The sequence below is a fragment of the Stenotrophomonas maltophilia group sp. msm4 genome (assembly GCF_032025605.1).
Taxonomy (GTDB): Bacteria; Pseudomonadota; Gammaproteobacteria; order Xanthomonadales; family Xanthomonadaceae; genus Stenotrophomonas; species Stenotrophomonas sepilia.
Genome location: NZ_JAVSKK010000002.1, coordinates 318,703 through 338,645, shown reverse-complemented (window position 1 = coordinate 338,645; position 19,943 = coordinate 318,703). Strand labels below are relative to the sequence as shown.

Below are 19,943 nucleotides of genomic sequence, written 5' to 3'. Positions count from 1 at the left end.
GAAAGAGTTACTTCACGAAAGCCCGACATCCACTCAGGATGGCCGGCCACCTGCGGCGTACAATTGCGCCATGGAAATCTTCAAAGTCTTCATGCTCGAGGCGGCGCACCGCCTTCCCAACGTGCCGCCGGGGCACAAGTGCTCGCGCCTGCACGGCCACTCGTTCCGGGTGGAACTGAAGGTCGAGGGCGAGCCCGGCGCGCAGACCGGCTGGATCATGGACTTCGGCGACGTGAAGGCGGCCTTCCAGCCCATCTATGACCGCCTGGACCATCACTACCTCAACGACATCCCCGGCCTGGAGAACCCGACCAGCGAGAACCTGGCGGTGTGGATCTGGAACGAACTCAAGCCCAGCCTGCCGGCGCTGAGCGAGATCACCGTGCACGAAACCTGCACCTCCGGCTGCCGCTACCGCGGTCCGACGGCCTGATCAACTCATTGATCTGAAAGGTTTTTCAAAGGCGCCCTGAGCGCCTTTGTTATTTTTGTTGCATTGCCGCATCAAGGGCGTATGCTGCAATGCATCAAGCCACTCCCTGATGCCCCATGGCCGCCGCCTTCAGCGATCGCTTCAGTGATGCCACCCGCCAGCTCGCCGCCGCGGCAACCCGTGCGAACCGGTTGGCGTTGGAGAACGCGGAAAGCATGTTCGGCGTGCAGCTGAAGGCGATGGAGCGCAACCTGACCGCGACCGGCGGCTGGCTGGGTGAACTGGCCCGCAGCGACGACGCGGCCGGGATGCTCAACAGGGGCGCACAGCTGTGGCAGGACAACCTGCAGCGGCTGGGCCAGGCCCAGCAGGATGTGGTCGGTCTCGGCCTGCAGGCCAGCAAGGCCTGGTCCGAACTGGTGCAGGGTTACAACGAATCAACGGCGGACGCGAACAGTCACTGACGCGACGCAACGCTCATTGCATGGGTCCCTCCCCCCATGCAATCCGGACCCGGCAGATCCCTCCCTCTGCCGGGTCTTTTTTTGCCCGTTGTCTGGATTCAAGAGCGCTTCCTCGTCTGGATTTCCTGCGAGCTGATGGGCCCCGCCGGGGCGCGCAGGGGCCAGGGTAAATGTCCCCCGGCGCCGGCCGTTGGCCGTCACCTCCTCCTTTCCTTTGCCCAGGCCCCTGCCCACCCCGACGAGGCTCGGCTTACGGTGGGCAAGGCGACGATCAGTCCGCCTTCAATAAAGCGCCGATAGATTTCGAACGCAGGGCGGAGGCCCTTGCGTACGAAGGAAAGGGGGAGGTGACGGCCAACGGCCGGCGCCGGAGGACATTCGCACGCAAGGGCCTCCGCCCTGCGCCACGCAGAACGAATCCGCCACACGCCACGCAGAACACACCGCAAAGGAACCTCAGCGCCCGCGACCACCGTGCCAGTGCTGGTGCCACGCCTGGAACATCAGCACGTTCCACAGGTGCGTGTGCCACTTGCGCTCGCCGCGCAGGAACGCTTCCCAGATGCCGCGCACGCGCGCCGCATCGAAACAGCCCTGGTTGCGCAGCAGCTGCGGGTCCAGCAGCGCCTCCGCCCAATCGCGCAATGGACCGGCCAGCCAGCGCGCCATCGGCGGGCCAAAGCCGCGCTTGGGACGGTACACCAGCGGCTCGGGCAGGTAGCGTGCCAACAGGTGCTTCAGAATCAGTTTGTGTTCGCCGTCGTGGTACTTCAGGTGCTGCGGCAGGCGCCAGGCCAGTCGCACCACCTCCATGTCCAGCAGTGGCGCACGGGTTTCAACGCCCGCCGCCATGCCCGCGCGGTCGACCTTGGCCAGGATGCCCTCGGCCAGGTCCATGCGGAAATCCAGCAGCTGGATGCGCGCTTCGGCCGGCAGCGCCGAGTCCTGCTGCTGGAAGATCGTCACCGGTTCACGCGCGCCCAGCACCACCTGCGCCGGCTGCCGCCAGCGGGTCACCCGCTGCAGGTAGTGGCCTTCCACATCGTTGGCAGCAACTTCGGCCACCAAGGCACGCCATCCACCGAGACGACCACGCTCGGCGTTCATGCGGTTGCCGCTGCGCCGCGCCAGGTCGCGTACCCAGTCCGGCAAGCCACCGCACAGGCGCGCATTGCGCAGCGCGCGGCCATAGCTGGGGTGGCCGAAGAACAGTTCATCGCCACCGTCACCGGTCAGCGCCACCGGCTTGCGTGCCCCCAGCAGTTCACTGGCCAGCAGCGTCGGCAGCTGCGAGGCGTCGGCGAACGGTTCGCACCAGACCTGCGGCAGGCGCTGCAGCAGATCCAGGCCCTGGCGCGCGTCCATGCGGTGCAGGTGGTGCTGCACACCCAGATGGCGCGCGACCTGCGACGCCCAGTCGCTCTCGTCATGTCCCGGATCGTCGAAGCCGACCGTCCATGCTTCGATCGGCAGGTTGGATTGGGCCTGCATCATCGCCGTCACCAGCGAGGAGTCGGTGCCACCGGACAGGAACGCGCCACAGGCCAGCGGCGAGTGCATGCGTGAAGCGATGGCTTTCTGAAGTACCGCCTCAAGCTGATCGGTGGCCTGTTCCAGGCTCGGCGCCGGTTGCACCGGCTCCTGCAGTGCACGCTGCATTGCTTCGCGTGCGCACCAGTAACGCGCACCCCCCTGCGCGGCCTGGCTGGAGCAACCCGCGGCATGGTCGCTGAGATCGATGCGCAGCATCGCGCCCGCCACCAGCTTGTGGATGCCGCGGTAGATGGTGTGCGGCGCCGGCACATAGTCGTGGCGCAGCAGCAGGCTCAGCGCATCCTGGTCGATGCTCGGGGCGAACCCGGCGAAAGCCTGCAGCGCCTTCAACTCCGAGGCGAACAGGAACCGGCCCTGGCACCAGCCGTAATACAGCGGCCGCTCGCCCACCGGATCACGGGCCAGCCACAGCACGCGTGACTCGCGGTCCCAGACACTGAAACCGAAGGCGCCCTCGATACGCGCCAGCGCCCGCTGCACGCCCCATTCGACGATCGCCTGCAGCAGCAGCCGTGCATCGCTGCAGCTGCGTGGCAGATCGCGCAACTGCGCCTGCAGGTCAGCGCGGTTGTACAGACGGCCGTCCAGGCACAGCACGTAGCGACCGCAGTCCGAGCTCAGCGGCTGCAACGGCGTGTCGGCCGGCGCCCGGCAGTGGCCCAGCGCGAGGCCGGCCTCGGCGTCGGTCCAGTAACCGATGCGGCCACGCCCACGCTGCTGCAGCGCCCGCAGCATTGGCGCCAGCTGCTGCAGCAGCTGCTCGTCCTCGGCGGGCGGCAGCCAGGCCCCGACCACGCCGCTCATCGGGAGCCTCCGCACTGGCGGCGGCGGGACGGGTTCAGCAGGCAGGGGGCGGCGGGCGACATGGGGACGGCACGCGGAGCGGAGAAGACTCCATGCTCGGTCGCAGGCCCCGTCGCGTCAGTCGCTTTGCTGTCAGCGATCGTCACCCGCCGTATCACGAAGGTAACGTTTTGTAACAGCGGCAGGCTATGCTGGGCGGCAAGTCGTTGCCGGGACTGAGACCCGGCCCGTGCGCCAGCAACCCCGGCTGAATGGCGCCCGCCCCCGGCACCCGGGCGGCCCGATGGCTGGGATAGCATCGCCGCGCTCGTGCCGTGGCGGTACGTCTGCGCCTACGGAGGCCTTGGAAATGCTGGATATCGTACTGGTTGAAGACGATGCCCGCCTGGGAACGATGGTCAGTGACTACCTGCAGCGGCATGGCTACCAGGTCGCCCATGAACGCAGCGGCGAGCGGGCAGTGGCCCGGATCCTGGCCGAAAAGCCGGCGCTGGTGCTGCTCGATGTCGGCCTGCCCGACCAGGATGGTTTCGAAGTGTGTCGGCAGATCCGCCCTCACTATGACGGCATCATCTGCGTGCTGACCGCCCGCACTGACAACATCGACCAGGTGCTGGGACTGGAGCTGGGGGCCGACGACTACATCGGCAAACCGATCGAACCGCGGGTGCTGCTGGCGCGGCTGCGCGCCCACCTGCGCCGCCACCGCCGGGTCGAACCGCGTGACGGCAGCCTGCGCTTCGGCGAGCTGAACATCGACCCGTCCACACGCAACGTGCACCTGCAGGGCAGCCTGCTGGAGCTGACCACGGCCGAGTTCGACCTGCTGTTCCTGCTGGCCAGCAACGCCGGCCAGATCCTGGACCGCGACGCGCTGCTGCGCGGCCTGCGTGGCATCGCCTTCGACGGCCTGGACCGTTCGATCGATGCCCGCATCTCGCGCCTGCGCCGCAAACTGGGCGACAACCCCGAGCAGCCGGAACGGATCAAGACCGTCCGTGGCCGCGGCTACCTGTTCAGCCGCTCGGCATGGGGATGAAGCGCACGCCCTCGGCGATGCGCGGCCACGCCTTCCACTTCCTGCGCTACGGCGTCGGCTTCCTGGTCGCCCACCTGTTGTTGATCGTGCTGGGCCTGTGGGCCTGGGATGCCCTGCTCGAAGACCGCACGGAAGCTGGTCTGCAGGCCGAGATGCGTGGCACCCATGCGCTGCTGCAGCACCGCTTCGCCGAAACCCCGCGCGACCAGTGGCCGGTGCTGGCACGCGAACTCGACGCCGATTTCGCCTACGCGCTGCGCATGGTGCCGCTGGCTGAGGCAGTGAGGGCGTTGCCGGCCAGCCAACGTCCGCCGTTCAACAACGGCCGCGTGCAGATCGACCTGGAGCACATGCGCAGCCTGCAGCGCATCGGTGACAGCGACTACGCGGTGATCCTGGGGCCGCTGGACGAAGCGCTGCCGGACGAGGGCTGGCAGGACAGCGAAGTGTCCGGCGTGGCGATCCTGCTGCTGATCCTGATGGTGGCGGTGGCACTGCCGATGTACGTGATGGTCTATCGGTTGTGGCGCGACGTCTCGCAGCTGGCACAGGCGGCCAGGCAGATGCGCGATGGCCAGTTGGACACGCGAGCGCCGCGTGCGGGCACCGCGCTGGTGCGGCCACTGGCCAATGCCTTCAACCACATGGCCGAGCAGCTGCAGCAGCTGCTGGAAAGCCAGCGTGTGCTGGCGCAGGCGGTGGCGCACGAAGTGCGCACGCCATTGGCGCGGATGCGTTTCGGCCTGGCCGACCTGGAGGACACCGCGCTCGATGATGGGCAGCGCGATGCACTGGGCGGATTGCGCACCGATGTGGATCGGCTGCAGCACCTGACCGATGCCGGCGTCGAGTACGCCGCACTGGGCCGCTGCCATCAGCCGACCCGCCAGCGCCTGCAGCTGGCGGCGCTGGTGCGTGGCGTGGTCGCCCAGTTCGCGCCGCTGCCGATGCCGGTGCAGCAGGCGCTGTCGCCGGTGGGCCTGGTCAACGTCAACCGGCACATGCTGGAGCTGGCACTGCGCAACCTGCTCGGCAATGCACTGCGTTACGCGCGCCGGCAGATCCGTATTGCCAGCACCGTCAATGACGGCTGGCTATGCCTGCAGGTGGAGGACGACGGCCCCGGCATCGCACCCGAACTACGCGGCCAGGTGCTGCAGCCCTATGTCCGGCTGGACCCGGGCAGTCCCGGCTTCGGCCTCGGCCTGGCGCTGGTGCAGGTGGTGGCCGACAAGCATGGCGGCCACGTCGAAGTGACCGATTCGGCGCTGGGCGGTGCCTGCATCCGCCTGCGCCTGCCGCTGGAAAACGGCGGCATCGTCGAATGCGAAGCGGCCTGCTAGGCCGCCGGTTCCGCACGCGGCAAGGCGAACACGAACAGCGCGCCACGCTCGCTGTCGCGCAGTTCGATGCGGCGGCCGTGCAGCTGCACGATGCGCTGCACGATCAACAGCCCCAATCCGCCGTTCTCGCCGCGCCGCGCGCCCAGCGCGGCCGGTGCCTGGAACAGCTGGGTGCGCAACGCCGGCGCGACCCCTGGGCCGTCATCGGCCACGCTGACCTCCACGCTGTCGGGAGTCGCACGCAGGCGCACTTCGATCTGTCCACCGTCGGGTGCATGGCGCAGCGCGTTGTCGAGCAGGTTGGTCAACACCCGTTCGACCAGGCCCAGGTCGGCGCGCACCAGCGGCAGGCCGGGGGGGAACGCTGCGTGCAGCTGCTGGCCGCGCGCCTGTGCCGCCAGTTCGAACTTCTGCAGCACGTCCTGCAGCAGCTCCGGCAGCGCGAACACCTCCCACTCCAACCGCACTTCGCCATGCTCCAGCCGCGCCAGCTCGAACAGCGCGCGCGCCAGCCGGCCGACCTTGGCGCTCTGCGCCAGCGCGATACCGAGATAGCGGCGGCGCTCGTCCGCTGTCAGCGTGGCGTCCTTCAACGCCAGCGTTTCCAGGTAGCCATGCAGCGACGACAGCGGCGTGCGCAGGTCGTGTGAGATGTTGGCGACCAGTTCGCGGCGCTGCAGGTCCTGCTGGCGCAGCTGCTGCCACTGCTCGCCCAGCCGCTGCGCCATCTGCGCGTGCGCGTGTTCGAGGATCACCAGCTCGTCGCGCTCACCGGGGCGCAGCGGGTCCGGCGGTGGCAACGGCGTGGGTGCGTCGATGTCGAAGGCCTGGATGCGCCGGGTCAGCCGCCGCAGCGGACGGGTCACCCAGTAGAACGCCACCAGCCCGGCCAGCAGGCCGAGGCCACCGACCAGCACCACCGACCACAGCGTGGTGTTCCACTGGCTGCCGGCGGCAAGATCGTCGGCCAGCATCTGCCGGTGCTCGCCGACCAGCACCACGTACACGTAGCCCGCCGGCCGGCCCTGCACGATCAGAGGTGCCGCGCTGAACACCTTGCGGCCATTCGCGCTGCGCGGGTCATCGCCGAGGATCGGCAACGGCGCACCGGCCAGCAGGCGGCGCAGCGGCGCCACGTCCACCCGGTTTCGCACCAGGTGCCCACTGGGTGCATCGTGGCCGAGGATGCGACCCTGGTCATCCAGCAGGTAGACCTCGACGCTGGGGTTGACCGCCATCAACTGGCCGAACAACGCCCGCACCGCCGCATCACGCATGCCGCTGGTATCCATCAGCTCGCTGCGCTGGGCGATGTGCTCGGCCAGGCCCAACGACAACCGCTGTACCACCTCCTGCTCGTGGCGGGTATTGGCACGCATCTGCAGTGCAAGCAGCGCCATGCAGCACGTCAGCATCAGCGCAGCGGTCACCACTGCCAGCTTCTGCCACAGGTTCGGCTTGATCATGCCGCCGCTCCGGCCGGGTCGACCAGCTTGTAGCCACGGCCCCACACCGTCAGCAGCCGCCGCGGATTGGCCGGATCGGGCTCGATCTTGCTGCGCAGGCGGTTGATATGGGTGTTGACCGTATGCTCGTAGCCGTCGTGCTGGTAGCCCCAGACCTGGTTGAGCAGTTCCATGCGCGCGAACACCTGGTCCGGGTGACGGGCAAAGAACAACAGCAGGTCGAACTCGCGCGGGGTCAGCTCCAATGGATTGCCATCCACCGAGGCGGTGCGCGCGACCGGGTCCAGCTGCAGTCCCCCCAGCTCGATCGCGCCGGCATCGATGCGTGCGCTCTGCGCCATCGCCTCGGCGCGGCGCAGCAGCGCGCGCACGCGTGCCACCAGTTCCGGCATCGAGAAGGGTTTTGCCAGGTAATCGTCCGCGCCCAGTTCCAGGCCGACGATGCGCTGGGTTTCGCTGCCGCGCGCACTGATGATGATGATCGGCACATACCGCGCCATCGCGCGTGCGCGCTGGCACACCTGCAGCCCGTCCACGCCGGGCAGCATCACGTCCAGCACCAGCGCGTCCCAGGGACCCTCCTGCTCGAGCAGGCGCAGGCCGGCATCGCCGCTGGCAGCATGGGCGACGTCGTAGCCCTCATCGCCCAGGTGCATGCGCAGCAGGTCGGCGATGTGGGCATCGTCTTCAACAATCAGCACGCGTTTGGTCGACATCGTCAGCTCAAGGCCAGTGGGGAGGCGGGTTGCATTGTGGCGCGGGACGGCCGCCGATACCTCACGAAAAATTGAATCCTGCGTGAGGATTCGTTGACCCGGGCGGGCGCAGCATGGCCCCGTCACCCCCTTCCCGGAGTCCGCCATGTCCTTGTCCCGCCGCCATCTGCTGGGCCTGGGCGGTGTTGCCACCGCCGCCGGCCTGCTCGGCCTGGGGGCCTGCAGCCGCGCCGCCCCCGCCGCCGCCGAAGCGCGCCCGTCGCGACAGTTCGAGGTCATGCACAGCGATGCCGACTGGCGCCAGCGCCTGACCCCGGCGCAGTACGCGGTGCTGCGCCAGCAGGCCACCGAACGGCCGTGGAGCAGCCCGCTCAACAAGGAACACCGCCAGGGCACCTTCGCGTGTGCCGGCTGTGCGCTGCCGCTGTTTTCCTCGTCCACCAAGTTCGAGAGCGGCACCGGCTGGCCCAGCTTCTGGGCGCCGCTGCACAACGCCATCGGCGAAGACCGCGACGTCACCTTCGGGATGCTGCGGGTGGAGGTGCACTGCCGCCGCTGCGGTGGCCACCTCGGCCATGTGTTCAACGATGGCCCACGCCCGACCGGGCTGCGCTACTGCATGAACGGTGCAGCGATGGTGTTCGTTCCCGGCGCCACGGATGGCACTGCCGACGGCTGGCGGGTGCCGGTCGGTTCTTCCCCTGTTTCCGGAGCCTGACGATGCTGCTGTTGCTGCTTGCCTACCTGGGAGGCGCGCTGACCCTGCTCAGCCCCTGCATCCTGCCGGTGCTGCCGTTCGTGTTCGCGCGTGCCGACCGTCCGTTCCTGCGCAGCACGCTGCCATTGCTGCTGGGCATGGCACTCACCTTCACCGTGGTCGCCAGCCTGGCCGCGGTGGGCAGCCAATGGGTGGCACAGGCCAACCAGGTCGGGCGCTGGATCGCCCTGCTGCTGATGGCGCTGTTCGCGGTCGCCCTGCTGTGGCCACGAGTGGCCGACCATCTGCTGGCGCCGTTCCAGCGCGTGGGTGCCCGTCTGAGCGCGCGCGCCGATGCCGCGGATGCCGCTGGGCGCGGCGGCGCGTGGACCTCGCTGCTGATCGGCATCGCCACCGGCCTGCTGTGGGCGCCATGCGCCGGTCCGATCCTCGGCCTGGTGCTGACCGGTGCCGCCCTGCATGGTGCCAGCGTGGGTACCAGTGCCCTGCTGCTGGCGTATGCGCTGGGCGCGATCACCGCGCTGGCACTGGCGGTGTGGGTGGGCGGCCGGGTGTTCCGTGCGCTGCAGGCGCGGCTTGGCCTCGGCGATGTGCTGCGCAAGGTGCTGGGCGTGGCCGCCTTGCTGGCAGTGGTGGCGATCGGCCTGGGCTGGGATACCGGCCTGCTGACCCGCCTTTCCACGGTCAGCACCGCGCGTATCGAGCAGGGCCTGCTGGACGCGGTACCCGGCGCGCAGCCGGCGGCACCACCGATGATGATGATGGCCGGTGCCAACGCCGCTGGCGATGCACCGCTGCCGGTCGAGGGCACCCTGCCCGCGCTGGACGGGGCCACCGGCTGGCTCAACAGCCCACCGCTGACGGCCCAGCAGCTGCGCGGCAAGGTGGTACTGGTCGACTTCTGGACCTACTCCTGTATCAACTGCCTGCGCGCGATGCCGTTCGTGCACGAATGGGAGCGCCGCTACCGCGACCACGGCCTGGTGGTGATCGGCGTGCACACGCCGGAATTCGCCTTCGAGCGTGACCCGCGCAACGTCATGAAGGCGGTGCAGCAGCTGAAGGTCGAGTACCCGGTGGCGCTGGACAACCAGTACACGATCTGGCGCGCGTTCAACAACCGCTACTGGCCGGCGCAGTACTTCGTCGATGCGCAGGGCAACATCCGCGGCCACCAGTTCGGCGAAGGCAACTACGCGCGTTCGGAACAGATGATCCGTCGCCTGCTGACCGAAGCCGGGCAGGCCAACCTGCCGCCGCCTGCCGATCCTGCTGCCGCCGACCTGAAAGGCGTGGCCGTGCAGGCCGACATGGGCAACCTGCGCTCGCCGGAAACCTATCTGGGCCACGCCCGCGCCGAGCAGTTCGCCTCGCCCGGCGGACAGCGCAGCAACAGCGCGTTCGACTACACGCTGCCGACCACCCTGGCGTTGAACCAGTGGGGACTGTCGGGGCGCTGGACCGTCACCGATGAAGCCGCACAGCTGCAGCAGGCCGGTGGCCGCATTGCCTTCCAGTTCCATGCGCGCGACCTGCATCTGGTGCTGGCGCCCAGCCGCGACGGCACGCCGGTGCGCTTCCGCGTCTGGCTGGATGGCAAGGCGCTGCCCGCTGCCGATGCCGGTAGTGATGTCGGCGCCGATGGCAGTGGCGTGGTCGACGAGCATCGCCTGTACCAGCTGGTACGCCAGCGCGGCACGGTCGGTCCGCATCGCTTCGAGATCGAATTCCTCGATGCGGGCGTGCAGGCCTATGCCTTCACCTTCGGTTGAACCGGGAGCACATGATGAAACTCTCCTTTGAACAGGGCATCGCCGCCGGTGTTGCCGGCCTGGTGGCCATGGCATTGATTGCCGGGGTGCTGCTGGTCGATCACGGCGCGGCTGCGGCGCCGGTCGAAGCCAGCGCGCAGATCCAGGCACTGCCGGCCCCCACCGGCGATGCGGCGTTCCGCGATGACGCCACCCACGCCAGCGTGGTGTTTGCCGGCGGTTGCTTCTGGGGCGTGCAGGGCGTGTTCCAGCACGTCAAGGGCGTGAGCAATGCGGTGTCCGGCTATATCGGTGGCAGTGCAGCCAATGCGCGCTATGAGCGCGTCAGCGGTGGCCAGACCGGCCATGCCGAAGCCGTAAAGATTGACTACGACCCGCGCCAGGTCAGCTATGGACAGCTGATGCAGGTGTTCTTCTCAGTCGCGCACGACCCGACCCAGCTCAACCGCCAGGGTCCGGACCACGGCAGCCAGTACCGTTCGGCGATCTTCACTGACGACGCCCGCCAGCAGGCGGCCAGCCGTGCCTACATCGCCCAGCTCGGCCAGGCCGGCAGCTACCGTGCGCCGATCGTCACCCAGCTGGTCAGCGGCCAGCGCTTCTACCCGGCCGAGAGCTACCACCAGAACTACATGACCAACTACCCGCAGGCCGCCTACATCCGCTACTACGACGCACCGAAGCTGGCGGCCCTGGCCAAGCAGTTTCCGGCGCTGTACCGGCGCGAGGCGGTGCTGGTGCCGATGCGCTGACGGCATTTCCCCTGGGGCTGATCGGTGCTCGGCTCTACACACCAAAAAAAGACGCACGGCGGTCCCGCCGTGCGCTTGGAATGCGCCGGCCACGCCCCGATCAGGCCCGGCCGACGACGACATGCTAGGCTCGCCATCATCATGGGTACAGAACCAGATGGCGGCATGTTCGATGGATACAGATGACCAGGCCACGATGATCCCTCCACGCTACCAGCGGCTCTCCGACGAACTGGCCGAGGCCATCCACGGCGGCCGCCTTCCGGTCGGCAGCCGCCTGCCTTCGCTGCGGCAGATGGCGTCGCAGCGCAGGCTCAGCCTCAACACGGTGATCGCGGCATATCGCCAGCTGGAAGATGCCGGGCTGGTGATTCCGCGGCCGAAGGCGGGCTTCGAAGTCGCGCCGCGGCTGTCGGTGCCGGAGCGTTCGCTGCGCGACACCCCGTCCGCGCCCACCGCGCCGCTGCAGCAGGTGCTGATGGCCCGGGTACTGGAAGCGCAGCGCCGCCCGGGTGTGGTCGACCTGGCCTTCGCCGGCCCACGTGGTCGCCAGTTCTATCCCGGCGCGCAGCTGGCCCGGCATACCGCGCAGGTGCTGCGCCACGGCCAGCAGACGGTGGAGACCTATGCGAGACCCAACGGCTCCCCCCGGCTGCTGGCGCAGATCGTGCGCCGCAGTCCGCGCATGGGCCTGCACACCCACGCCGAGCGACTCCTGCTGACCCATGGTGCGATGGAGGCCCTGCAGCTGGCGTTGCGCGCGGTCACCCAGCCCGGTGACGCAGTGGGCATCGAGGCGCCGTCCTACTTCAACCTGTATCCGTTGCTGGCCAACCTCGGCCTGCAGGCAATCGAGTTGCCCACCCACCCGCAGCACGGGCTGGATGTGGATGCACTGGATGCGCTGCTGGAGCACACGCCGCTGGCCGCACTGGTGGTGATGCCGACCGTGCACAACCCGCTCGGCTGCACCATGCCGACCGCCGCCAAACAACGCCTGGCCGAGCTGGTCAACGCACGGCAGCTGCCCCTGATCGAGGATGCGGTGTACGCCGAGCTGCAGTTCTGCGAACCGCCGGCACCCTTGCTGAAAGCCTTCGATCGCGATGGCTGGGTGATGGTGGTCGGTGGCTTCTCAAAGACACTGGCGCCGGATTACCGCATCGGCTGGCTGGATGGCGGCCGCTTCGCAGAGCGCATCGCGCTGCTGAAGTTCCAGTCCACCGGCGGCGAGCCGCAGCTGCTCGGCGATGCGGTGGCCGCGTATCTGGAAGCAGGCAGCTACGAGCACCATCTGCATCGCATGCGCCGCCTGTACCGCGAACAGGTGGGACGGCTGCGCCAGCTGGTAGCCGAGCATTTCCCGGCAGGCACCCGCGCCACCGAACCACAGGGCGGATTCCTGCTGTGGCTGGAACTGCCGGGCGTGGACACGCGCGAGCTGTTCGAGCGAGCGCTGCAGGAGGACATCGTGTTCATGCCCGGCCAGGTCTATTCGCGTGGTGCGCGCTATCGCCACTGCCTGCGGCTGTCGTGCTGCCAGAGCCTGGATGCGCGCTTCATCGGTGCGGTGGAACGGCTGGGTGCGATCGCGCGGGAGCTGGCAGTGCGCCAGCTCCTGTAGAGCCGAGCCTACGCTCGGCTGCCCTTCGCTGACGGTCCCCGCTGAGCCGAGCATGGGCTCGGCTCTACAGGAAGCAGGTCAGTCGAGCAGGTGCGTACTCAGGATCTGACCATCCGCCCCCGGCAGATGCGGCAGCCGTCCCCAGCACGGCATCGGCAGGCGCTGCTGCAGCGTGGCGATGTTCTCGTCCTGGCGCTGCATTGCCGGGTCGATGTGGTTGCCGATCCAGCCCAGGCAGTCCACGCCGCTGGCCTGCAGCGATTGCGCGGTCAACCGCGCGTGGTTGACGCAGCCCAGCCGCATGCCCACCACCAGCAGCACCGGCAGCTGCAGCGCACGCACCAGGTCGAGCTGGTCCAGCGTGGCCGAGACCGGCGCCAGCCAACCGCCCACGCCCTCCACCACGACGATATCGGCCTTCGCGCGCAGGCGTTCGAACGCGGCCACGATCGGCGCCAGCGCCACCTGCACGCCGTCCTCGGCAGCGGCCAGCTCCGGTGCCAGCGGCTGCCGCAGCGCATAGGGATTCAGGTCGGCATACTCCGGTACCGGCCAGCTGGCCGCCTGCAGCGCCAGCGCGTCCTCGTTGCGCAGGCCCTGCCCCAGGTCCTCGCTGCCGCTGGCCACGGGCTTCATGCCCACCGCGCGCAGGCCACGCTGGCGCAGTGCATGCAGCAGCGCGGTGCTGGCCGCGGTCTTGCCGATTTCGGTGTCGGTGCCGGTAACGAACAGGGCGGGCGGCAGCGTAGCGGGCAACGGCATCGATGGGCTCCAACAGGGCAACAGTGCGTGCATTATCGCCGGCCCGGTGCACTTGCTAGACTGCAGGCATGTTCGCCAATGCCTCGCTCACCGGCAGCAAGCCGGAACAATACGCCCAGCTGCTGGAACAGGCCCGTGGCCTGATCTACGCCGAGTCCGACCGCATCGCCAACGCTGCCAACCTCTCCGCACTGGTCTATCACGCCCTGCCCGACCTGAACTGGGTGGGCTTCTACCTGTATGACGGCAAGGAACTGGTGGTCGGCCCGTTCCAGGGCCTGCCGGCCTGCGTGCGCATCCCGCTGGACAAGGGCGTGTGCGGTGCCGCCGCCAGCCAGCGCGTAACCCAGCGCGTGGACGACGTCGATGCCTTCCCCGGCCACATCGCCTGCGATTCGGCCTCGCGTTCGGAGCTGGTGGTGCCGCTGCTGCGCGGCGATGAACTGATCGGCGTGTTCGATATCGACAGCCCGAAGGTCGGCCGCTTCGACGCCGACGATCAGGCCGGCCTGGAAGCCATCGCCCGCGTGTTCGTCGAGGCACTGGGATGAGCGCACCGAAGCTGCGCAACATCGGCCCGAAGAGTGCAGCGTGGCTGCGCCAGGTCGGGCTGCGCAGCCGCGAGGACCTGGTTGCGATCGGCGCAGTTGGCGCCTTCGTCAAGGTCAAGCGGGCCGGCTTCAAGCCCAGCCTGAACCTGCTGTACTCGCTGGAAGGCGCATTGCTGGACTGCCACTGGCAGGAGCTGAGCGAGCCGCAGCGTGAAGCGCTGGTGCAGGACTACGAAGCGCGCATCGCCGCGCATCCGCTGAAGGCGGCCGGCCCGGCGTCGGGCCCGGTCCATGAGCAGCGCTTCGATGCCGACGATGACGCCGAGGACAACGTGGCCGAGCGCGCGGACGAGGATTGAGCCGCGCCCTCCTGTAGAGCCGAGCCCACGCTCGGCTGGCCTTTCTGATCGAAGTGCAGCCGAGCATGGCTCGGCTCTACAAGAGCAGATCAGGGCTGCTGCAGTTCCAGCAGCTCGCCCACCAGCCCGATCTCGCCCCGCTCCAGCCACACCCGCAGGCGCGTGCCGTGGTCGATGCGCAGGGCCCAGCACAGCGACATCGGCAGGCCGCAGACCTGCGACAACACCATGCGCAGCGGGCCACCATGGCTGACCACCAGCGTCGGCACCGGATCATCATCATCGAGCAGGCGATCCAGCGCGCGCGCGATACGCCGCTCGAAATGCCCCCAGCTCTCGCCGTTCGGCGGCGGGAACGCATGCGGATCGGCGTGGAAGGCGGCCAGCGCATCTTCCGGCAGGTCGAACAGCGACTGCCCGTCCCAATCGCCGAAATCCAGTTCTTCCCATTCCTCGTCCGCTTCGACGTCCAGCCCGCGTGGGGTGGCCAGCGCCATCGCCGTGTGCAGCGCGCGCAACCGCGGTGAACTGATCACCCGCTCCCAGCGTTGCTCGGCATAGGCCTCGACCAGCTCCTGCGGCAGGCCGGCCAGCTGCGGTGGATCGCTGCGGCCATCAAGGAACTCATCGCGACCGTTGCCGGCATGGCGGACCAGGTCGAGGATCATGCGTGCGTCCCGGACGGGCGACACAGGTACAACGGAGAACGGGCAGACATCGGTAACGGCACCACGGGATCGAGCAACCATTCTAAAGGCACAGCAAAGGCAGCCGCGCAGGCGCGACGCAACGGGACGGCCTGCGATGCCGTAGACTGCGCGCACTTCCAGGTGACCTGCGGCCGTGGCCGGCAGGTTGAAACGGGAAGCCGGTGACGCGTGATTCCACGCCAGGCCGGCGCTGCCCCCGCAACGGTAAGCACGTCAGTTCCAGGCAACACCGCCACTGTGCCGCAGGCATGGGAAGGCGCCTGGACGGTGGCCTCGCGCCACCCGGCGGCAAGCCCGGAGACCGGCCCGGAAGCCTCAGGTCGCGATGCGGTGGGCATGGCGCTGGATGACCGTGGCGTGCGCTGCGGCATCGGCGCGTGCCTGCCTTCGCGGCTCCGCCCCTTCGCCACGCGGGCGTGCGTGGCACCTGGAGTCCCCCCATGAAGCTGCAGTCCCGAATGCTGTCCCTGGCCGTACTGGCCGCCCTGCCCGCGTTGGCACAGGCCGCCGATGACACCATCGCGCTCGACCAGATCCTGGTCACCGCCACGCGCACCCCGATCGCCCTGCAGGACAGCATCGCGCCGGCCCAGGTGATCGACCGCGCGCAGATCGAATCCAGCCAGGCCACCTCGCTGCAGGAACTGCTGCGCGGCCGCGCCGGCATCAACCTGACCAATGCCGGTGGGCTCGGCAAGCAGAGCTCGCTGTTCCTGCGCGGCACCAACTCGGGCCACACCGTGGTGCTGGTCGACGGCGTGCGCATCAACAGTGCCGACCTCGGCCTGGCGATGTACCAGGACCTGCCGCTGGCGCAGATCGAGCGCGTGGAAATCGTGCGTGGCCCGCAGTCGAGCCTGTACGGCGCCGATGCCATTGGCGGCGTGATCCAGATCTTCACCCGCCGCAACCAGGGTGATTTCGCCCCGCACTTCCAGCTCGGTGGCGGCAGCAACGGCCTGCGCGAAGCCAGCGGCGGGATCGGCGGCGGGACCGAACGCGGCTGGTTCGGCGCCGACATCGCCTACCAGCATTCCGATGGCATCGATGCCTGCCGCGGCTCGGCAACGCTGTTCACCGGCTGCTTTGCCGACGAACATGACCGCGATGGCTACCGCAACCTGTCCAAGAGCCTGCGCGGTGGCTACACCTTCAACGACCAATGGAACGTGGAAGGCAGTGCATTGCGTGCCGAGGGAAAGAACCATTACGACGGCTACTACAACTATTCGGAAACCCGCCAGCAGGTGCTGGCCGGCAAGGTGCGCTACACCCCGTCCGAACGCCTGGCGTTCACCGCCAATGTCGGGCGCAGTGACAACGAGTCGGACAACTTCGGTGACTTCGGTGCCCGTGGCAGCGCTCAGACCCACCGCGACAGTGCCTCGCTGCAGGGTGACTTCGCCTTGGCCGAAGGCCAGCTGCTGAGCACCGGCGTGGACTGGAGCGAAGACAACCTCGATGGCAGCAGTGCCGGATATCGGGTCGACAGCCGCCGCAACACCGGCGTGTTCGTGCAGTACCAGGGACGCTTCGGCCGCCACCAGCTGCAGGCCAGCGCGCGCAACGACGACAACCAGCAGTTCGGCAACCATGCCACGGGCAGCCTCGGCTGGGCGATGGAGCTCGGCCACGGCCTGCGTGTCAATGCCAGTTACGGCACCGCGTTCAAGGCGCCGACCTTCAGCGACCTGTATGACCCGTGGAGCGGTGTGCCGACGTTGAACCCGGAGAAGTCCAAGAGCGCCAACCTGGGCGTTTCGCAGCAGGGACAGGGCTGGCACTGGGGCCTGGACGTCTATGAAACCCGCATCGATGATCTGATCACCTACGATGCGGCGACCTTCAGGATGCAGCAGGTGGAGAAGGCGCGCATCCGCGGTGCCGAACTGACCGGTGGCGTGCTGCTGGCCGGCTTCGACATCAACGCCCAGCTGAGCTACACCGACCCACGCAACCGCACCGGCGGCAGCACGCAGTTCGACAACTGGCTGCCGCGTCGTGCACAGCAGACCGCGCGCTTGGACATCGACCGGCGTTTCGGGGACTTCCGCGCAGGCCTGACGGTTCAGGGTGCGGGCAAGCGCTATGACGATGCCGCCAACGCGGTGAAGGTGGGGGGGTACGGCACGCTGGATCTGCGCGCCGAGTACGCGCTGACGCCGTCGTGGTCGCTGCTGGCGCGTGCCACCAACGTGTTCGACCGCAGATATGAGACGGTGGCGTGGTTCAACCAGCCGGGCCGTGAGTACCAGTTGAGTGTGCGTTACCAGCCGAAATGAAAGAAGGCGCCGGGCATTGCCCGGCGCTTTCTCTGTAGAGCCGAGCCCATGCTCGGCTCAGGCAGCAAAGCAGCCGAGCATGGGCTCGGCTCTACACCGGGACGCCGGCGGTCAACCCCGGCAGTTCGCGCAGGTCGTCGATCACCGCCACCGCATGCGCGCTGGCCAGGTCCAGGCCGCGCGGATAGCCGTAGCGCACCAGCGCGATCGGCATGCCCGCATCTTCGGCGGCGCGGTAGTCGGTCAACGAATCTCCCACCATCAGGCACGCCTGCACCGGCAGCCCGAAGTGCGTGGCGATGTGCCGCAGCGGTTCGCCGCTGGGCTTGCGCTGTGGCAGTGAATCGCCGCCCAGTACCAGCGCGAACGCATCACCGATGCCCAGGTGCTGCAGCAGCGGCGGCACCAGTGCTTCGGGCTTGTTGGTGCAGATCGCCAGTGGCACGTCGCGCGCGCGCAGCTGCGCCAGTGCCTCGGCCACGCCATCGAACAGGCGCGGGCTGCGCAGCAGGCATTCACGGTAGTGCACCATGAACACCGGCATGACCTCGGCCAGGTCGACCTCACGACCGGCGGCGTGCACGGCCTGTTCGACCAGGCGGCGCACTCCGTCGCCGATCCAGCCGAGCACGGTGGCTTCCGGCACGCGTGCCATGCCGATGGCTTCCAGCGTGCGGTTCAGCGCTTCGGCGATGTCAGATGCGCTGTCGACCAGCGTGCCATCGAGATCGAATACGACCAGCGGATAGGGATACGACAAGGGACGACGCCTGTACAACGTGGGGCCGCCCATTGTACGCCGCGTTTTTTTCCAGGATCCGCCTCATCCGATCCTGCGTGCGCGGGTGGCCAGAAAGGTGGGCAGGTAACGGTCGATCAGGAAGCGCGGCTTCGGCTGCCAGTCTTCCATGAACCGATCAATCACGAAGCCTGCATCCAGCTGCCCGCCGATCAGTTCGGTCAGGCTGTGGCCAAAGGTCAGCGCATCACCGCGGGCGAGTTTCGCCTCACGCTCTGCGGCGGGCAGGTCTTCCAGGTCCGAATAGGGAATGGCGTACTGCGGCCGGATCAAACCCTGTGCGTCCAGCTGCGGATCACGTGCACCGACGAACAGCACCGGGTTGTAGAAACTGGCCATCAACATGCCATCGCGCGCAAGCACGCGGCGGCATTCGGTCCACACCGGGCGCACGTCGGGCACGTACAGGTTGGAGATCGGATGGAACACCACGTCGAAACTGTCGTTGGCGAATACGTGCAGGTCGCGGATGTCGCCCTGCACCGTGCGCAGCTGCAGTCCATCACGCGCAGCGACCCGGCGGTCCTGTTCCAGCTGCCCGTCGGACAGGTCGAACACGGTGACGTCGGCGCCCGCAGCGGCCAGCACGGGGGCCTGCTGGCCACCACCCGAGGCCAGGCACAGGATGCGTCGGCCGCGCACGTCGCCCAGCCAGTCCAGTGGCAGCGCGCGTGGGGTCAGGTGCACCTGCCAGCGGCCTTCGCGCGCGGCGGCAATGGTTGAACTCTCCACCGGGCGCGACCATTCGCGCACTTCGCTGGCCTGGCGGTCCCAGGCAGCACGGTTGTGGTCGATCAAGGCCTGTCCATGGTTCATGTGTTCTCCTTGCCCGGTGGGCGCCAATCCAGATCCTGGAAGGCCGGGCTGGCGAAACACTCGGCCAGGTAATCCAGGAATCGCCGCATGATAGCGGGCTGCTGGCGCCGTGATGCGTACACGGCATGAATGCCGAGCTCGTCCAGACTGAATCCGGGCAGCAGTTCGATCAGCTCGCCGCTGCGCAGCAGTGGCGCCACCTGGTAGGTCGGCAGCATGGCGATCCCGGCACCGGCGCGTACCGCCTCCAGCAGCAGCGAGGCATCGTTGGCGCTGATGTTGCCGCCCACCGCCACCGACAGCGAACGGCCATCGCGGTGCAGCTGCCACAGGCTCTTGCCGACGTAGTGGTGGGTCAGGCAGTTGTGCGCGGCCAGGTGCTCCGGCGCGGTCGGCGTGCCACGCGCCTGCAGGTACGACGGCGTCGCGCACAGCACCGAGCGGCAGGTGGCCAGCCGCCGCGCGATCAGGCTGGGGTCGATCTGGCGCGCGATGCGCACGGCCAGGTCCACGCGCTCCTCGACCAGGTTCACCGTGCGGTCGACCAGCAGCAGCTCGATGCGCGCCGCCGGATGGCGTGCGACGAAACCGGCCACCGCCCGCGCCAGGTGGCTCTGCCCGAACGACACGCTGGCGGTCACCCGCAGCGTGCCGTGCGGCTCGGGATCATCACTGGCCAGCTCGCCCTGCAGTTCTTCGCCGATTGCCAGCATCTGCCGGAAGCGCGCCAGCGCCGCCTCGCCCGGGCCGGTCAGGCTGACCCGGCGTGTGGTCCGGTGCAGCAGGCGTGCGCCCAGCCAGCCCTCGACCTCGGCCAGGTAGCGGCTGACCATCGCCCGCGACATGTCCAGCACTTCTGCGGCGGCGGTGAGGCTGCCGCGCTCGGCCACCTCGACAAACACGGCCATGGCGGTCAATCGGTCCATATGCTCGATTCGTGCAACAAACAAGCGCGTTATACGCTGTTTTTCGAGCGACT

19 protein-coding genes and 1 riboswitch are annotated in these 19,943 nt (G+C 68.4%); of the genes, 11 read left to right on the top strand and 8 right to left on the bottom strand.

Annotated features, from left to right (window positions below; translation table 11 throughout):
• The first annotated feature begins 70 nt into the window (after positions 1-70).
• A complete protein-coding gene (queD, locus tag ROV93_RS10715; RefSeq protein WP_072167756.1) occupies positions 71-433 on the top strand; it encodes a 6-carboxytetrahydropterin synthase QueD in 363 nt (120 codons plus the stop codon).
• Between the two features lie 116 nt (positions 434-549).
• A complete protein-coding gene (locus ROV93_RS10710; RefSeq protein ID WP_061480483.1) occupies positions 550-897 on the top strand; it encodes a phasin family protein in 348 nt (115 codons plus the stop codon).
• A gap of 456 nt (positions 898-1,353) precedes the next feature.
• On the opposite strand, the gene asnB is transcribed toward ROV93_RS10710, so the two are convergent.
• Positions 1,354-3,255, bottom strand: a complete 1,902-nt coding sequence (asnB, locus tag ROV93_RS10705; protein WP_072167755.1) for an asparagine synthase (glutamine-hydrolyzing) — start codon at positions 3,253-3,255, stop codon at positions 1,354-1,356.
• 349 nt (positions 3,256-3,604) lie between these two features.
• Here asnB and ROV93_RS10700 point away from each other — a divergent pair, with 349 nt between their 5' ends.
• Both ROV93_RS10700 and ROV93_RS10695 read left to right on the top strand, forming a co-directional pair.
• A complete protein-coding gene (locus ROV93_RS10700; RefSeq protein WP_004141029.1) occupies positions 3,605-4,294 on the top strand; it encodes a winged helix-turn-helix domain-containing protein in 690 nt (229 codons plus the stop codon).
• Positions 4,291-5,637 (top strand): ATP-binding protein, encoded by a 1,347-nt coding sequence (locus ROV93_RS10695; RefSeq protein WP_072167754.1) that lies wholly within the window; start codon positions 4,291-4,293, stop codon positions 5,635-5,637. The genes ROV93_RS10700 and ROV93_RS10695 overlap by 4 nt, the downstream gene beginning before the upstream one ends.
• Here the strand turns inward: ROV93_RS10695 and ROV93_RS10690 are convergent.
• Positions 5,634-7,103 carry a HAMP domain-containing sensor histidine kinase gene (locus ROV93_RS10690; protein ID WP_072167753.1) on the bottom strand — a complete coding sequence of 490 codons (1,470 nt, stop codon included), beginning with the start codon at positions 7,101-7,103 and terminating at the stop codon, positions 5,634-5,636. The genes ROV93_RS10695 and ROV93_RS10690 overlap by 4 nt on opposite strands.
• The gene (locus tag ROV93_RS10685; RefSeq protein WP_005415146.1) at positions 7,100-7,819 is read right to left on the bottom strand and encodes a response regulator transcription factor; all 720 of its coding nucleotides are present in this window, start codon (positions 7,817-7,819) and stop codon (positions 7,100-7,102) included. The genes ROV93_RS10690 and ROV93_RS10685 overlap by 4 nt, the downstream gene beginning before the upstream one ends.
• 145 nt (positions 7,820-7,964) lie before the next feature.
• Here ROV93_RS10685 and msrB point away from each other — a divergent pair, with 145 nt between their 5' ends.
• The 4 genes from msrB to ROV93_RS10665 all read left to right on the top strand — a co-directional run bounded on the left by msrB (position 7,965) and on the right by ROV93_RS10665 (position 12,685).
• Positions 7,965-8,537 (top strand): peptide-methionine (R)-S-oxide reductase MsrB, encoded by a 573-nt coding sequence (gene msrB, locus ROV93_RS10680; protein ID WP_005415145.1) that lies wholly within the window; start codon positions 7,965-7,967, stop codon positions 8,535-8,537.
• Between the two features lie 2 nt (positions 8,538-8,539).
• Positions 8,540-10,309 carry a cytochrome c biogenesis protein CcdA gene (locus ROV93_RS10675; RefSeq protein ID WP_072167752.1) on the top strand — a complete coding sequence of 590 codons (1,770 nt, stop codon included), beginning with the start codon at positions 8,540-8,542 and terminating at the stop codon, positions 10,307-10,309.
• 14 nt (positions 10,310-10,323) lie between these two features.
• Complete coding sequence (msrA, locus tag ROV93_RS10670; protein ID WP_072167818.1) at positions 10,324-11,061, top strand: peptide-methionine (S)-S-oxide reductase MsrA; 738 nt, start codon at positions 10,324-10,326, stop codon at positions 11,059-11,061.
• Positions 11,062-11,233: 172 nt separating this feature from the next.
• Positions 11,234-12,685, top strand: a complete 1,452-nt coding sequence (locus ROV93_RS10665) for a PLP-dependent aminotransferase family protein (protein WP_072167751.1) — start codon at positions 11,234-11,236, stop codon at positions 12,683-12,685.
• Positions 12,686-12,763: 78 nt separating this feature from the next.
• Here the strand turns inward: ROV93_RS10665 and bioD are convergent, their stop codons facing one another.
• Positions 12,764-13,447 (bottom strand): dethiobiotin synthase, encoded by a 684-nt coding sequence (gene bioD, locus ROV93_RS10660; RefSeq protein WP_072167750.1) that lies wholly within the window; start codon positions 13,445-13,447, stop codon positions 12,764-12,766.
• A gap of 68 nt (positions 13,448-13,515) precedes the next feature.
• On the opposite strand from bioD, the gene ROV93_RS10655 reads away from it, so the two are divergent.
• Positions 13,516-13,998, top strand: coding sequence for a GAF domain-containing protein (locus ROV93_RS10655; protein WP_072167749.1), 483 nt, complete (start codon positions 13,516-13,518; stop codon positions 13,996-13,998).
• On the top strand, positions 13,995-14,357 hold the full coding sequence (locus ROV93_RS10650) for a TfoX/Sxy family protein (RefSeq protein WP_053498035.1): 363 nt from the start codon (positions 13,995-13,997) through the stop codon (positions 14,355-14,357). Before ROV93_RS10655 ends, ROV93_RS10650 begins: the two co-directional genes overlap by 4 nt.
• Positions 14,358-14,446: 89 nt before the next feature.
• Here ROV93_RS10650 and ROV93_RS10645 read toward each other — a convergent pair whose 3' ends face one another.
• Positions 14,447-15,025, bottom strand: coding sequence for a histidine phosphatase family protein (locus ROV93_RS10645; protein WP_072167748.1), 579 nt, complete (start codon positions 15,023-15,025; stop codon positions 14,447-14,449).
• 143 nt (positions 15,026-15,168) lie between these two features.
• Positions 15,169-15,392: riboswitch (cobalamin riboswitch) on the top strand.
• Between the two features lie 115 nt (positions 15,393-15,507).
• Here ROV93_RS10645 and btuB point away from each other — a divergent pair.
• Positions 15,508-17,349, top strand: a complete 1,842-nt coding sequence (gene btuB / locus ROV93_RS10640; RefSeq protein WP_072167747.1) for a TonB-dependent vitamin B12 receptor — start codon at positions 15,508-15,510, stop codon at positions 17,347-17,349.
• 91 nt (positions 17,350-17,440) lie between these two features.
• Here the strand turns inward: btuB and gph are convergent, their stop codons facing one another.
• The 3 genes from gph to ROV93_RS10625 form a co-directional block, all read right to left on the bottom strand.
• On the bottom strand, positions 17,441-18,109 hold the full coding sequence (gene gph, locus ROV93_RS10635; protein WP_072167746.1) for a phosphoglycolate phosphatase: 669 nt from the start codon (positions 18,107-18,109) through the stop codon (positions 17,441-17,443).
• 63 nt (positions 18,110-18,172) lie between these two features.
• Positions 18,173-18,964 carry a class I SAM-dependent methyltransferase gene (locus ROV93_RS10630; RefSeq protein ID WP_072167745.1) on the bottom strand — a complete coding sequence of 264 codons (792 nt, stop codon included), beginning with the start codon at positions 18,962-18,964 and terminating at the stop codon, positions 18,173-18,175.
• The gene (locus ROV93_RS10625) at positions 18,961-19,890 is read right to left on the bottom strand and encodes a LysR family transcriptional regulator (RefSeq protein ID WP_072167744.1); all 930 of its coding nucleotides are present in this window, start codon (positions 19,888-19,890) and stop codon (positions 18,961-18,963) included. The genes ROV93_RS10630 and ROV93_RS10625 overlap by 4 nt, the downstream gene beginning before the upstream one ends.
• Positions 19,891-19,943 lie beyond the last annotated feature (53 nt).